The organism is Xanthomonas bonasiae (assembly GCF_014836395.1).
GTDB classification, from domain to species: Bacteria; Pseudomonadota; Gammaproteobacteria; order Xanthomonadales; family Xanthomonadaceae; genus Xanthomonas_A; species Xanthomonas_A bonasiae.
The window spans coordinates 43207-57261 of the sequence record NZ_JACSQX010000010.1 but is presented as its reverse complement, the minus strand read 5'-3'; the positions used below and the strand labels follow the sequence as shown (position 1 = coordinate 57261).

The window sequence follows — 14055 nt, the reverse complement described above, 5'->3', positions numbered from 1 at the left end:
GAGCGACTTCAGTCGCGACGAACGGAGCCGAACTATCGCCGGCTCCGGACACTGTCGCGGCTGAAGCCGCTCCTACACAGAGCGTGGCGATTGCGGATGTCCGGATCGAACCCATCACGCCTCCTCCTGCAAGGCTTCCACCGCCTGGTCCAGGCGCAGCCCGACCACCGCCGGGGTGGCGCCGACATCGTTGATCGAGATGCGCACGTCGCGCAGCGGATGGCGCACAGCGAAATCGTCGAGCACCGCCTGCCAGATCGTGCCGAAGCCGTCGGCGGCGGTGACGATCTCGATCTGCATCGCGCCGCCCAGGTCCTGCGGCTCGATCAGCACTTCCAGATTGCCGGAAGACACCACGCCGACCAGCACGTGGTCGCGCCTGCCGTTCGGCGCCAGGCGCCCGTCGTAGCGATAGCGAAGGGTTTCCATCGACATCCCTTACCAGTTGCGGAAACGTTGCGGCGGCGCGTACAGGCCGCCGGACCAGCGCACCAGGTCCTTGACGCTGCGCGCGGCCAGCAGATCGCGGCTGGCGTCGCGCAGGCGGATGCCCAGGTCCTCGGGGCGGCGGATCACGCCGCGGTCGCGCAGGTTCTCGACCATGCGCCTGTCGCGGCCCAGGCCCACCGCGGTGTAGCCGGCCACGCCGCGGATCGCCTGCTCGCGCTCCTCCGGCGTGCGGCACAGCAGCAGGTTGGCGATGCCCTCTTCGGTCAGCACGTGGCTGACGTCGTCGCCGTAGATCATCACCGGCGGCAGCGGCATGTTCGCGCGCTCGGCCAGCTCCCACGCGTCGAGCCGGTCGACGAAGGCCGGCGCCATGTGCTCGCGGAACGTTTCCACCATCTGCACCACCAGCTTGCGCCCGCGCGGCATCTCGCCCGGGCGCGCCGCCTCGCGCCCGGCCTTGAGCCAGGCGTTGCTGCCGTGGCGGCGGCCGCGCGCGTCCGAGCCCATGTTCGGCGCGCCGCCGAAACCGGCGATGCGGTCGCGGGTGGCGGTGGAGCTGTTGCCCTGCAGATCGATCTGCAGCGTGGAGCCGATGAACATGTCGCAGGCGTACAGGCCGGCGGTCTGCGAGAACGCGCGGTTGGAGCGCATCGAGCCGTCGGGACCGGCGAAGAACACGTCGGCGCGCGCGGCGATGTACTTCTCCATGCCCAGTTCCGAGCCGAACGAGTGCACCGATTTGACGAAGCCCGACTCGATCGCCGGGATCAGCGCCGGATGCGGATTCAGCGCCCAATGCCGGCAGATCTTGCCGCGCAGGCCGAGCGACTCGGCGTAGGTCGGCAACAGCAGCTCGATCGCCGCGGTGTCGAAGCCGATGCCGTGGTTGAGCCGGTCCACGCCGTACTCGGCGTAGATGCCCTTGATCGCCATCATCGCCATCAGCACCTGGATCTCGGAGATCTGCGCCGGGTCGCGGGTGAACAGCGGTTCGATGTAGTGCGGGCGCGGCGCCTGCACCACGTAGCCGATCCAGTCGGCGGGGATGTCCACGCGCGGCAGCGTGTCCACGATCTCGTTGACCTGGGCGATGACGATGCCGCCCTTGAACGCGGTGGCCTCGGCGATCACCGGCGTGTCCTCGGTGTTCGGCCCGGTGTAGAGATTGCCGTGGCGGTCGGCGGCCTGCGCGGCGACCAGCGCCACGCGCGGGGTCAGGTCGACGAAGTAGCGCCCGAACAGTTCCAGGTAGGTGTGGATCGCGCCGATCTCGATGCGCTTGTCGGCGACCAGCCGCGCCAGGCGCAGCGCCTGCGGCCCGGAGAAGGAGAAATCCAAGCGCTGCGCGATGCCGCGTTCGAACACGTCCAGGTGCGAGGGCAGCGCCAGCACCGACTGCAGCAGGTGCAACCCGTGCACCCGTGCCGGATCGACTTCGGTCAGGCACTGCGAGAGGAAATCGGCCTGTTTCTGGTTGTTGCCTTCCACGCACACGCGGTCGCCCGGCTCGATCACCGCCTCCAGCAACGCCACGGCGTCCTTGGCCTCCACCAGGCGCCCGCGCGCCAGCCCTTCGGCGCGCTGCAGGCGTTGCCGGCGATTGTCGGCGAGCGTGTTCCAGTCCTGAGGCATAAGGCTTTCCGTCGGCGAATGGAGGGTGGTCCGCGCAGGCTGGCGGGCCGGCCAAAATTGTAATTACGATATAATTATGAAACCGTGACCAATGCACGCTGCGGTGCAGCAGGCTGCTTTCGCAGTGCCAAAACAGCGTTTGGGATTAGCGACGATTCAGCTGGACGACGCCTGCGGGTTCGGTGCCAGCGCGTTCGCTAGACCTTGTCGGGGGGTGCGCCGAACGCGCGCCGGTAGGCCTCGCGATCGAAGCGCAGCACGGCACGCATGCGCTGCTCGGTCAGCGGACGCACGACCCACTGCACGTCGACCCGCCCTCGCTGCGCGGTGACCGACGGGATCGCCAGGAACCAGCGCGCGCCGGGTCCGCTGCAATACCAGAACGCATTGCTGCCGAGCATGGCGTCGCCATCGAGCACGAAGGACGCGTCGACATTGGCGTCCATGAATTGCTGCACCTTCTTCATCACGACCAGATCCGCTCCGGTGAGCAGAACGCCATCGCTGGTGAAGCAGACGCGCCGGAAGGACTGCTCCACCGACCATTCCGTCTGGCGATCGCGACGACGCTGCCGCCAGACGAGTAGCACGAGAGCGACGATCGCGACAAAGATGGCGAAGGCGACGATGCCGTCCCATGCGTTCAAATGCGCCCCTCCCCGATCGTAGCGCTGTGGTGATGCTACGGCGTTCGCCACTGTCGGCATGACCGCGGCCTATCATTCTGCGCAGCGTGCGCCAGGCTATACGCCCAACGCCGCGCTGATCTCCGCCGCCGCCGCGCACACCGCCTGCATCGCCGCCTGCGCATCGATTTCCTGCGGGCGGCGTTCGATGAACGGCACGGTCAGCGTGTAGATGGCGCTGCCGTGCTGCAGGATCGGCGCGGTCAGGTCGATCACGCCGACCACCGCTTCGCTGGGGTGGATGCTGTAGCCCAGCGCGCGCACCTGCGCGGCGGCGGCGAGGAACGCGGCGCGGTCGTAGGCCACGTCGCCGGCGTCCAGGCGCTGCAGCAACCGCGCCTGCGCGTCTTCGTGCTGGAACGCGAACAGCACCAGGCCGGAAGTGGAATGCGCGAGCGGGCGGCGATGGCCGGGGCGCACCACCAGGCCCAGGTCGCTGGGCACGTCCATCTGCGCGATGACCACGATCTGGTCGTCCGACGGCGCCACCAGGTGACAGGGCTGGCGGATCGCATCGGCCAGCCGGCGCATCACCGGCAGCGCCGCCTCGGTGACGTTCTGCACCTGCGGTTGCTGCATGCCGAGCATGAACAGGCGGTTGGTCAGCACATAGCCGCCCTCGCCCGGCCCCTTGGTCAGGTAGCCGCGCTCTTCCAGCACCTGCAGCATGCGGAAGATCTCGCCGCGCGAGCGGCCGATGCCCTGCGAGATCTCGCTCATCGTCATCGGCCGCGCGTCGCGCGCCAGCAGTTCCAGGATATCCAGGCCCTTGTCCAGGGCGGGAGCACGGTACTTGGGCGGGGGCGTGGTCATTCCGTCGAGGCCAGGCGGGGGGTGGAAGGGCGCTAGGGTACAGGGAATGTCCGCGGACAGAAGCGCGGCGAAACCGGCCCGCGCCTGGCGCGCGGATGTCCGCATGGCCTGCCAGGTCCGACGCGTGCACGCCTGCGCCGTCGCCTGCGAAGACCGCCCGCGTCAGTGTTCGGACACGACGCACGCCATGACGTGCCATGCAAATATAAACACGTATTTTATATTTGCATGGCGACAGCGACCGCAGTACGCTCCGGCGACAACTTCAACGCGACGCGGCACATCCTGGGAGGGGTAGGCGGCATGCACTACAGCAGCGACACCGCAACAGCGGCGCCCGGCAGCCTGGCGCGTACCGCCATCGTGCCCCTGGTCCTGATCGTCAGCCTGTTCTTTTTGTGGGGCATGGCGAACAACCTCAACGACATCCTGATCAAACAGTTCAAGAAGGCATTCGAGCTGTCCGACCTGCAGGCCGGGCTGGTGCAGAGCGCGTTCTACCTGGGCTACTTCGTGTTCGCGATCCCGGCGGCGATGTTCATGCGCCGCTTCAGCTACAAGGCGGCGGTGGTGCTCGGCCTGCTGCTGTACGCGACCGGCGCGTTCCTGTTCTACCCGGCCGCGCAGGAGCACACCTACGGGTTGTTCCTGCTGGCGCTGTTCGTGATCGCCAGCGGCTTGGCGTTCCTGGAAACCACCGCCAATCCGCTGGTCACCGTGCTCGGCCCGGCCGAAGGCGCGGCGCGGCGGCTGAACCTGGCGCAGGCGTTCAATCCGCTCGGCTCGATCACCGGCGTGCTGATCGGCCAGCATTTCATCCTGTCCGGCGTGGAGCACACGCCGCAGGAACTGGCAGCGATGGCGCCGGCCGCACGCGCGAGCTTCTTCGCCGCCGAATCGGCGGCGGTGCAGACGCCGTATCTGATCATCGGCGCGGTGGTGGTGCTGTGGGCGCTGCTGATCGGGCTGACCCGCTTCCCGGTCACCCGCGACAGCGGCGCCGCGGCCAGCGGCGGCAAGGCCTATTTCGGCCCGCTGCTGCGCAACCGCCGCTTCGTGTTCGCGGTGGTGGCGCAGTTCTTCTACGTCGGCGCGCAGGTCGGCATCTGGAGCTACCTGATCCGCTACCTGCAGGACGCGGTGCCGGGCACCCCGGAAAAGACCGCCGCCAGCTTCCTGACCGTGTCGCTGGTGCTGTTCATGGCCGGCCGCTTCATCGGCACCTTCCTGCTGCGCTACGTGGCGCCGGCGGTGCTGCTGGGCGCGTTCGCGCTGCTCAACCTGCTGCTGTGCGGGGTGGCGATCGCGCTGCCGGGCTGGACCGGGCTGTATGCGCTGGTGGCCAGCAGCGCGTTCATGTCGGTGATGTTCCCGACCATCTTCGCGCTGGGCCTGGACGGCTTGAACGACGACGCACGCAAGCTCGGCTCGTCGCTGATCGTGATGTCGATCATCGGCGGCGCCGCACTGACCGCGCTGATGGGCGCGCTGTCCGACCGCGCCGGCATCCATTGGGCGATGACCGTGCCGGCGCTGTGCTTCGCGGTGATCCTGGTGTTCGCGTCCTATGCGCGCGACCGCGCGGCCGCGGCGCGCGCCACCGCAGCGGGAGCCTGAGATGCCGCGTCACTGCTATCTGCTCGACCTGCACGACGACCCGGCGCTGATCGCCGAATACGAACGCTGGCATCGCCCCGACACGGTGTGGCCGGAGATCGTCGCCTCGTTGCGCGCCGCCGGCATCCGCGAGCTGGACATCCACCGCTGCGGCGACCGCCTGGTGATGCTGATGGAGGTGGATGAGGACTATTCGCCCGCGGCCAAGGCCGCGGCCGATGCGGCCGATCCGCGCGTGCAGGCGTGGGAGGAGTTGATGTGGCGCTTCCAGAAGCCGCTGCCGGGTTCGGCGCCAGGTGAGAAATGGCGCGAAGCGCTGCAGATCTTTTCGCTGCAGGCGGCGGTAGCGGAGCAGGCGCGGAGGCAGGAGCGCGACTGAGGCAAGCGGTTCCCCGCGCTGCCGAAACCACCCTGTAGGAGCGGCTTCAGCCGCGACAGATTGATCGGGAAAGCGCGTCGCGGCTGAAGCCGCTCCTACAGGGGTGTGTGCGCTGCAGGCAATGGCACTGCGAAAGCACTTCGGTCCCGCTAGCCTGCGAAGCCGTCAGGGCCGCCGCTTCGTTCGTCGCAACTGAAGCCGCTCCTACAGGAAGCTGCGGCGAGCCGGCTGGATGCACTGCGGGAGGGACTTCAGTCCCGACGGCTTGCGAAGCCGTCGGGTCCGCCGCTTCGTTTGTCGCGGCTGAAGCCGCTCCTACAGGAAGCCGCGGCGAGCCGGCTGGGTGCATTGAGGGAGGGACTTCAGTGCCGACGGCTTGCGAAGCCGTCGAGTCAGCCGCTTCGTTCGTCGCGGCTGAAGCCGCTCCTGCAGGAAGCTGCGGCGAGCCGGCTGGGTGCATTGTGGGCGGGACTTCAGTCCCGACGGCTTGCGAAGCCGTCGAGTCAGCCGCTTCGTTCGTCGCGGCTGAAGCCGCTCCTACAGAAGCTGCGGCGAGCCGGCTGGGTGCACTGTGGGAAGGACTTCAGTCCCGACGGCTTCCGGAGCCGTCGAGTCCGCCGCTTCGTTCGTCGCGGCTGAAGCCGCTCCTACAGGAAGCTGCGGCGAGCCGGCTGGGTGCACTGTGGGAGGGACTTCAGTCCCGACGGCTTCCGGAGCCGTCGAGTCCGCCGCTTCGTTTGTCGCGGCTGAAGCCGCTCCTACAGGGGAGCGTGCGCGGTATGGGGGCGCGCACGCATGTCGCGCTAGGCCTGCTGCGCCGCCAGGTCCGCGCTCCAGAACGGGCCGTCCGGGTACAGGTACTGGGTGACCGACTGCGCGTGCATCTCGGCCGAGAAGCCCGGCAGCGTCGGCGCCAGGTAGCGGCCGTGTTCGATCCGCACCGGATCGACGAAGTGCTGGTGCAGGTGGTCGACGAACTCGATCGCGCGGTCTTCCATCTTGCCGGTGATGGCGACGAAGTCGGCCATCGCCAGGTGCTGCACCAGCTCGCACAGGCCGACGCCGCCGGCATGCGGGAACACGCGCACGCCGAACTTCGCCGCCAGCAGCAGGATCGCCAGGTTCTCGTTGACCCCACCCACGCGCGCGGCGTCGATCTGGATCAGGTCCACCGCGCCGGCCTGCAGCAATTGCTTGAACACCACGCGGTTCTGCGTGTGCTCGCCAGTGGACACCGGCACCGGCGCGATGCCCTGGCGGATCGCGGCATGGCCGAGCACGTCGTCGGGACTGGTCGGCTCCTCGATCCAGGCGATGTCGAATTCCGCCAGCTGGCGCATCCAGGCGATCGCCGGACCGACGTCCCAGCGCTGGTTGGCATCCACCGCCATCGCGATGTCCGGGCCGATCGCTTCGCGCGCCAGGCGGCAACGGCGGATGTCGTCCTGCACGTTGGCGCCGACCTTGAGCTTGATCGTGCGGAAGCCGTCGGCCACCGCTTCCTTGGCCAGGCGCACCAGCTTCTCGTCGGAGTAGCCGAGCCAGCCGGGCGAGGTGGTGTAGGCCGGATAGCCCTGCTCGAGCAGCGTCTGCAGGCGTTCGGCGCGCAGCGGCTCGGCCGCGCGCAGCATGGCCAGCGCTTCGTCCGGGGTCAGCGCGTCGGTGAGGTAGCGGAAGTCGATGGTGGCCACCAGCTGTTCCGGCGACAGCTCGGCGATATAGCGCCACAGCGGCTTGCCGGCGCGGCGCGCGGCCATGTCCCAGGCGGCGTTGATGACGCCGCCGATGGCCATGTGCATCACGCCCTTCTCCGGGCCCAGCCAACGCAACTGCGAATCGTCGGTGAGGCTGCGCGCGAAGCCGCCCAGGTCGCCGATGACTTCTGCCACGTCGCGCCCGATCACATGGTGCGACAGCGCCGCGATCGCCGCGCTCTGCACGTCGTTGCCGCGGCCGATGGTGAACACCAGGCCGTAGCCGGCGAGGCCGTCGTCGGCATCGGTGCGCAGGCGCAGGTAGGCGGCCGAGTAGTCCGGATCCGGATTCATCGCATCGGAACCGTCCAGTTCGCGCGAAGTGGGGAAACGCACGTCGAAGGTCTCGAGGGCAACGATTTTGCTCATGGGGATCCTGGTCGGTGAGGCGGTAGAGAAAAAGAAAATGCGATGAAAAAGCCTCTCTCCCCCCGGGAGAGGGGTTGGGGTGAGGGTGCGGGAGTGCACGACTGCCGCCGTCCTGCAAAACACGAACGAAGTAGAAGCACGCAGCCGTGTCGCACACGCGGGACGTGGAGCAAGGCGCTGGCGAAGACTGCCTGCGCATGCATCACGAGGTGGCTTCGCCTCGTACCCTCACCCCAACCCCTCTCCCGGGGGGAGAGGGGCTTTAACGCTTTACTGCGCGTCGCGCGGGTGGGCGACCACGGCCTGGCGCTGCTCGCCCAGGCCCTCGATGCCCAGCGCCATCACGTCGCCCGGCTTCAGGTAGATCGGCGGCTTCTGTCCCAGGCCCACGCCCGGCGGCGTACCGGTGCTGATCACGTCGCCCGGCATCAGCGTCATGTAGCGGCTGATGTGGCTGACCAGCTCGGCCACGCCGAACACCATCGTGCGCGTGTTGCCGTTCTGGTAGCGGTGGCCGTTGACCTCCAGCCACATCGACAGGTTCTGCGGATCCGCCACTTCGTCGCGGGTGACCAGCCACGGGCCGAGCGGGCCGAAGCCGTCGCAGCTCTTGCCCTTGACCCACTGGCCGCCGTGCTCGAGCTGGAACTCGCGCTCGGACAGGTCGTTGATCACCGCGTAACCGGCGACGTGCTTGAGCGCGTCTTCCAACGATACGTCGCGGGCGACGTCGCCGATCACCACGCCCAGTTCCACTTCCCAGTCGCTCTTCTTCGAGCCGCGCGGAATCGTCACGGTGTCGTTGGGGCCGCTGATCGCGGTGGTGGCCTTCATGAACAACACCGGCATCTCCGGTACCGCCATGCCCGACTCGGCAGCGTGGTCGGCGTAGTTCAGGCCGACGCAGATGAACTTGCCGACGCGGCCCACGGCCGGCCCGTAGCGCACTTCGCCTTGCACCTTGGGCAGCGTGGCCGGGTCGAGCGCACGCAGCTTGTCCAGGCCGGCGGCGGTGAGGTGCTCGCCGGCGACGTCGTCGATGATCGCGGACAGATCGCGCAGGTGACCATCGGCGTCGAGCAGGGCGGGACGTTCGTGGCCGGGTTCGCCATAGCGCAGCAGTTTCATGGGAGATCCTCTCTGAAGGGAAATGGGCGAGCGGTCAGTTCGACCAGCCGCCGTCGATGATGTGGGTCTGCCCGGTGGTGAACGAGGATTCGTCCGAGGCCAGGTACACCACCAGCTGCGCGATCTCGCGCGGGTCGCCGAGGCGGCCCATCGGCTGGCGGTCGGTGAAGCTCTTCCACACCGCCTGCTCGTCGCCGCCCAGCGCCTTGACCCGCTGCCCCAGCGACGGCGTCTTGATCGTGCCCGGGCAGATCGCGTTGCAACGGATGCCCTTGGCCACGTAATCGGCGGCGATGGCCTTGCTCAGCCCGATCACCGCGGCCTTGGTCACGCCGTAGGCGAAGCGGTTCGGCACGCCCTTGATGCTGGACGCCACCGAGGACATGTTGACGATGCTGCCGCGGCCCTGTTCCAGCATGCCCGGCAACACCGCCTGGCACAGGTAGTACATCGCATCGACGTTGATCGCGAACGAACGCCGCCACGCCGGTTCGTCGCAGTCGAGGATGCTGCCCTGATGCACGTAGCCGGCGCAGTTGAACAGCACGTCGAACGGCGCGTTCGCCGCGACCAGCGCCTGGATCGCCGCGGCGTCGGTGACGTCCAGCGTCTGCGTGACGATCGCATCGGATTCGGCGGCCAGCGCCTGCAGCGCGGCGGCATCGATGTCGGTGGCCAGCACCTGCGCGCCTGCGCGCGCGCAGGCCAGCGCGCTCTCGCGGCCGATGCCGGCGCCGGCGGCGGTGATCAGGCAGCGCTTGCCTTGCAGGCGGCCGCTCATGCGCGGCTCCGGGGAAGGAATGCGGACGTGGTCATGGTGGGCACTCTCAATCAGGGGGAAGGAATCGGGTCGGACAAACGGTAAAAACGGCGCGCAGTGCCGGCAAACACGTCGGCGGCGTGGCCGGCGGCATGGCGCGCGACCAGCGCCTGCGCCTGCGCGAACCAGTCGCCGTAGCCGGCACGCTGGGTCAGCACCGGCCAGTCGCTGCCCCACAGCACCCGTTGCGCGCCGAAGCAGGCGAACACCTGCGCCACGTACGGCTCGATCGCCGTCGCGTCGGCGTCGGCAGGCAGTTCGGTGAGCAGGCCGGACAGCTTGCACAGCACGTTCGGGTGCTGCGCCAACTGCGTCAGGCCGTCGGCCCAGGCGGCGAAACCATCGCCGCCGATCGCCGGCTTGGCGGCATGATCGAGCACCACGCGCAACGCCGGATGGCGCTGCAAGCGCGCCTGCAGCGCGGGCAGGTGCAACGGCTTGACCAGCGCGTCGAACGCCAGGTCGTGCCGCAGCATCGCGTCGAACGCGGGATCCAGCTGCGGCCGCGCCAGCCACTGCGGATCGGCCAGGTCCTGCACCATCGGCCGCAGGCCCTTGAGCAGGCCGTCGCCCTCGGCGCACAGCGCGGCGATGCGCGCGGCCGTGTCGGCGGCCTCGAAATCGATCCAGCCGACCACGCCGGCGATGCGCGGCTGCGCGCGCGCCAGTTGCAACAGGTAGCGGGTCTCCGCTTCGGTCTGTGCCGCCTGCACCGCGACGATCGCATCCACGCCGTGCGCATCGAGCGTGGCGATCAGATCTTCGGGCACGAAGTCGCGATACAGCGCGGCGAGTTCGGGCGTCAGCCAGTCGTAGTCGCCGCGCGCCAGCTGCCAGAAGTGCACGTGCGCATCGACCACGTTCACGGCGTCGGCACCTGCGCCTGCAGCAGGCCCTGGTCGCGCAGCTGCTGCCACAGCAGCGGCGGGATCGGCGCCTGCAGGCGCGCGGCGGCGCTGGCCACCTCGGCCGGCGTGCGCATGCCGGCGACCACCGCGGCGACCGCCGGGTGCGCGAGCGGGAACTGCAGCGCGGCCGCGCCCACGTCGACGCCCTGCGCCGCGCAGGCGGCGAACAGGCGCTGCGCGTGCGCCAGCGTGGCCGGATCCACCGGCGCGTAGTTGTAGGTGTCGCCGGGGCCGCGCGCGTCGCTGAGCAGGCCCGAGCTGTACGGGCCGGCGACCAGGATGCCGACCTGGTGCTGCAGCGCCTGCGCCATGATCCGCTGCGCCGCGTGCTGTTCGAGCAGGGTGTAACGGCCGGCCAGCATCACGCAGTCCAGCGGGAACAGCGGCATCAGTTCCAGCGCGATGTCTTCCTCGTTGACGCCGATGCCGATCGCGCGGCAGGCGCCGCTGGCCTTGAGCTCGGCCATCGCCGGCAAGGCCTCGTCCAGCGCCTGGCGCAGCATCGCCGGATGGCGTTCGCCGTGGGTGAGGCGGCCGATGTCGTGCAGCAGCAGGATGTCCACGTGGTCGGTACCGAGCCGCTGCAGGCTGGCCTCGAATTCGCGCAGCACGCCGTCGCGGCTGTAGTCGAACGCGGCGCCGCGCCCGGCCACGGCGAAGCCGTCGCGCCCCGGCGCGGCCCCGGCGTCGTCGTAGACGCGGCGCCCGACCTTGGTCGACAGCGTGTAGCTGGCGCGCGGCAGCCCGCGCAGGCCCTGCCCGAGCCGGCGCTCGCTCAGCCCGTAGCCGTAATACGGCGCGGTGTCGAAATGGCGGATGCCGGCGGCATGGGCGTCGGCGACCGCGGCCAGCGCCACCGCATCGTCCACTTCCGCATACAGATTGCCGATCGGCGCGGCGCCGAAGCCGAGCGTGGCGATGCGCACCTCGCTGCGGCCCAGCGGGCGCTGCGCGATCGGGCCGGGTTCGGTGGCGGCGATGGCAGCGTTCACTCGCATCGGCCTCGGCCGTTCGCCGACGCAAGGCGCCCGCTCGACCTGCAGGATCGGGGACTGCTGGGATTGCGCATGCCACGCCTCCGCCCACCTGGGGCCAGATCGGATGGTGGCCGGATCGCGTCGCCCTGGTCGCTGGCGCCGCTTACCGGCTGTTCGTATATGAATATAGCAATCATAAGTGAACAATCAACGACGCGGTGCAGCATTGGGGCTGGGAGACGGGAATGGGGATCGGGAATGGGTAGAAGCAGTTCCCCGGCGCGGAGGGATTGCGAGCAGGCAGGAAGGGGCGGAATCGGAGCTGGGATGGCTGGCGCAGCGGTGCGGCAGGGGCGCGATCAGGCTGGGATGGGCAGGCCCAGTCGGTCCCACACATCCGTTGGACGCTGCAGCAGCGGCAGCGGCGTGTGCGGCTGCAGGGCCGCCGGCAAGGTGTAACCCCAACCGACGCCGGCGAAGGCGATGCCGGCCTGGCGCGCGGCGTCGGCGTCGCGGATCTCGTCGCCCACGCACAGCGCGCGCGTGGCCGGTACCCGGCACGCCTTGAGCGCTGCGCGCAGCTTGCGGCGCTTGCCCAGCACCGCGGCGCCGCAGCCGATATGGCGGAAGCGCGCGGTCAGTTCGGCGCCGAGCACGCGCTCGACGTTGTCGCGGCTGTTGGAGGTCACCAGGGCCAACTGCACGCCGGCCCGCGCGAGCGCGTCCAGTAGCTCGGCCACGCCGTCGAACAGCGCGATGCGCTCGATCTGCGCGGCCATCAGCGCGCGCATGCGCCGCGCCACCGCCGGCACCCGCCACCAGCGGATGCCGCTGCGCGCCATCAGCTCGCGCGCGCTCAGGCTGCGGATTTCCTGCAGCCGCGCCGGCTCGAAGCGGCGGAAGCCGAACTCGTCGGCGACGTCGTTGATGGTGTCCAGGAACCAGGCGAAGGAATCGGCCAGGGTGCCGTCGAAATCGAAGATGATCAGGTCGTAGCGCCGCATGCGGCAGCAGCATGCCGCAGCGCCTGCCGCGTCGCCAGCACGACCGCGATGCGCGCCTGCGTGCGGTTAAGCCGGAGCCGGCCGCGGCCGGCCCCGGCGCTGGCTCAACCGCAGCAGTAGCAGACCAGCGGCTTGCCGGGGCCGCCCGGCCCCAACTCGCCGCCGAACGGCGCGCATTCCTGCTGACACGCCCAGGCGCTACACGATGCATCCTTCTCGATCCCGTCGCCCGCGGTCGCCTGCACCGCGCCGAAGCCCATGCAGGCCAGGAACACGGCGGCGACCATGCCGTTACGCAACGCTGTCCAACGCTGTTTCATGTCTTCACTCCTCGAGAATTGCCAAGGCCGCCGGCGCCTCCGTGCGTCGCACTGCGGCCACCAGGTCCTGCACCCGCTCCGTGGTATCGAAGACGCCGACACGCGCATAGCGCACCCGTCCATCGCGGTCCAGCGCCAGCAGCAGCGGCACGTTGCGCGCGCGGAACAGCATCAGCGCGCGCCGGTCGGTGAGCGTGGTCACCGGAAAGGCGAAGCGGTGCTCGATGGCATAGCGACGCGCCTGGTCGGGACTGCACTGGCACACCCCCAGCACCTGCACGCGGCCGCCGCCCTGCTCGGCCAGGCGCTGCGCCGCCTGCACCACGCTGGGCGCCGAGCGCTTGCAGTACGGGCAGGTGGTGGTGAAGAAGAACAGCACCTGGGCGTCCGCCGCCGGCACGCCCAGGGTCAGCGCCGAACCGTCCAGCGCGGTCGCCGCGATCTTCGGCACATACATGCCCAGGTACGGCTCGGTGGTGCGGGTCACGAACCAGCGCCGCTCTTCGCGCAGCGTGCGGTTCTGCCAGGCGAGCACCACCAGCAGCGCGCAGGCCGCGAGCAAGGCCAGCCAACTCCAGGGAAAACGACGTGCCATGCGCTGTGCATCCCGTGCGGTGTCGCTTGCAGGCTGCGCAGCTGCGCCGGGTTCGGTCAACGCCTGGCGTGCGGTTTTTGCGGCCGCGTGGCCATGCTGGGGAAGCAATCACGCTTTGCCGCAGCTGCGCATTCCAATGGTGTGCGCCGCGTCGCGCGCGAGCGCACCGCCTGCATGCCGTGCTTTCCCCAAGGCATGGAGCACCATCCGCAGGGAGCAGCGCTTGCGCACCTTCATCCGCCCTTGCCCCCGGCTTCACGCGCTGCGTTCGCGGCGGCGCGCACGGTGCAGTCTGGTTCCCGAATCATGAGGCGCATATGCAGATGCAGAATCCCAACCCGGGCCAGGATCCGCAGCAGCCACCGAACGAGGTGCCGGGCCAGGTGCCCAATCCCGGCGTGGACCCGACGCCGGACCGGCCGGTGGATCCGATCCCCGACCAGCCGATCGATCCGACCATCCCGCCGATCAGCGATCCGGTCGGTGGCGTCGACGCCCCGGTGCCGGGGCCGCGCGGGCCGACGCAGTACGTGTAGCGTCAGGCCCCGCAACCCCCTGTAGGAGCGGCTTCAGCCGCGACCGGGCGTCCCGGTAGGACTTGGT

At 69.5% G+C, this 14055-nt stretch carries 15 protein-coding genes; 3 read left to right on the top strand and 12 right to left on the bottom strand.

Annotated features, from left to right (window positions below):
• Positions 1-114 precede the first annotated feature (114 nt).
• The 4 genes from mdcC to H9658_RS16550 form a co-directional block, all read right to left on the bottom strand.
• Positions 115-429, bottom strand: coding sequence for a malonate decarboxylase acyl carrier protein (gene mdcC, locus H9658_RS16565; RefSeq protein WP_191826194.1), 315 nt, complete (start codon positions 427-429; stop codon positions 115-117).
• Positions 430-438: 9 nt separating this feature from the next.
• Positions 439-2082 (bottom strand): malonate decarboxylase subunit alpha, encoded by a 1644-nt coding sequence (mdcA, locus tag H9658_RS16560; RefSeq protein WP_179569307.1) that lies wholly within the window; start codon positions 2080-2082, stop codon positions 439-441.
• A gap of 197 nt (positions 2083-2279) precedes the next feature.
• Positions 2280-2729: a hypothetical protein gene (locus H9658_RS16555; RefSeq protein ID WP_191826193.1), complete on the bottom strand. Its 450-nt coding sequence runs from the start codon at positions 2727-2729 to the stop codon at positions 2280-2282.
• Positions 2730-2825: 96 nt separating this feature from the next.
• Positions 2826-3581, bottom strand: coding sequence for an IclR family transcriptional regulator (locus tag H9658_RS16550; protein ID WP_053834697.1), 756 nt, complete (start codon positions 3579-3581; stop codon positions 2826-2828).
• 303 nt (positions 3582-3884) lie between these two features.
• On the opposite strand from H9658_RS16550, the gene fucP reads away from it, so the two are divergent.
• Together fucP and H9658_RS16540 are read left to right on the top strand one after the other, a co-directional pair.
• A complete protein-coding gene (fucP, locus tag H9658_RS16545) occupies positions 3885-5198 on the top strand; it encodes an L-fucose:H+ symporter permease (protein ID WP_191826192.1) in 1314 nt (437 codons plus the stop codon).
• A gap of 1 nt (position 5199) precedes the next feature.
• Positions 5200-5577: an L-rhamnose mutarotase gene (locus H9658_RS16540; RefSeq protein ID WP_191826191.1), complete on the top strand. Its 378-nt coding sequence runs from the start codon at positions 5200-5202 to the stop codon at positions 5575-5577.
• Between the two features lie 803 nt (positions 5578-6380).
• On the opposite strand, the gene H9658_RS16535 is transcribed toward H9658_RS16540, so the two are convergent.
• The 8 genes from H9658_RS16535 to H9658_RS16500 all read right to left on the bottom strand — a co-directional run bounded on the left by H9658_RS16535 (position 6381) and on the right by H9658_RS16500 (position 13425).
• A complete protein-coding gene (locus H9658_RS16535; RefSeq protein ID WP_191826190.1) occupies positions 6381-7700 on the bottom strand; it encodes an L-fuconate dehydratase in 1320 nt (439 codons plus the stop codon).
• 270 nt (positions 7701-7970) lie between these two features.
• Positions 7971-8828: a fumarylacetoacetate hydrolase family protein gene (locus H9658_RS16530; RefSeq protein WP_191826189.1), complete on the bottom strand. Its 858-nt coding sequence runs from the start codon at positions 8826-8828 to the stop codon at positions 7971-7973.
• A gap of 34 nt (positions 8829-8862) precedes the next feature.
• The gene (locus H9658_RS16525; RefSeq protein WP_179569319.1) at positions 8863-9609 is read right to left on the bottom strand and encodes an SDR family oxidoreductase; all 747 of its coding nucleotides are present in this window, start codon (positions 9607-9609) and stop codon (positions 8863-8865) included.
• A gap of 50 nt (positions 9610-9659) precedes the next feature.
• On the bottom strand, positions 9660-10514 hold the full coding sequence (locus H9658_RS16520; RefSeq protein ID WP_191826188.1) for an amidohydrolase family protein: 855 nt from the start codon (positions 10512-10514) through the stop codon (positions 9660-9662).
• Positions 10511-11512 carry an aldo/keto reductase gene (locus H9658_RS16515; protein ID WP_369916702.1) on the bottom strand — a complete coding sequence of 334 codons (1002 nt, stop codon included), beginning with the start codon at positions 11510-11512 and terminating at the stop codon, positions 10511-10513. The genes H9658_RS16520 and H9658_RS16515 overlap by 4 nt, the downstream gene beginning before the upstream one ends.
• 380 nt (positions 11513-11892) lie before the next feature.
• Positions 11893-12537 carry an HAD-IA family hydrolase gene (locus H9658_RS16510; protein WP_191826186.1) on the bottom strand — a complete coding sequence of 215 codons (645 nt, stop codon included), beginning with the start codon at positions 12535-12537 and terminating at the stop codon, positions 11893-11895.
• A 104-nt stretch (positions 12538-12641) separates the two neighbouring features.
• Positions 12642-12857: a hypothetical protein gene (locus H9658_RS16505; protein ID WP_185821341.1), complete on the bottom strand. Its 216-nt coding sequence runs from the start codon at positions 12855-12857 to the stop codon at positions 12642-12644.
• 4 nt (positions 12858-12861) lie between these two features.
• A complete protein-coding gene (locus H9658_RS16500; RefSeq protein WP_191826311.1) occupies positions 12862-13425 on the bottom strand; it encodes a peroxiredoxin family protein in 564 nt (187 codons plus the stop codon).
• A 350-nt stretch (positions 13426-13775) separates the two neighbouring features.
• On the opposite strand from H9658_RS16500, the gene H9658_RS16495 reads away from it, so the two are divergent.
• The gene (locus H9658_RS16495; protein WP_225210054.1) at positions 13776-13988 is read left to right on the top strand and encodes a hypothetical protein; all 213 of its coding nucleotides are present in this window, start codon (positions 13776-13778) and stop codon (positions 13986-13988) included.
• The last annotated feature ends 67 nt before the right edge of the window (positions 13989-14055 follow it).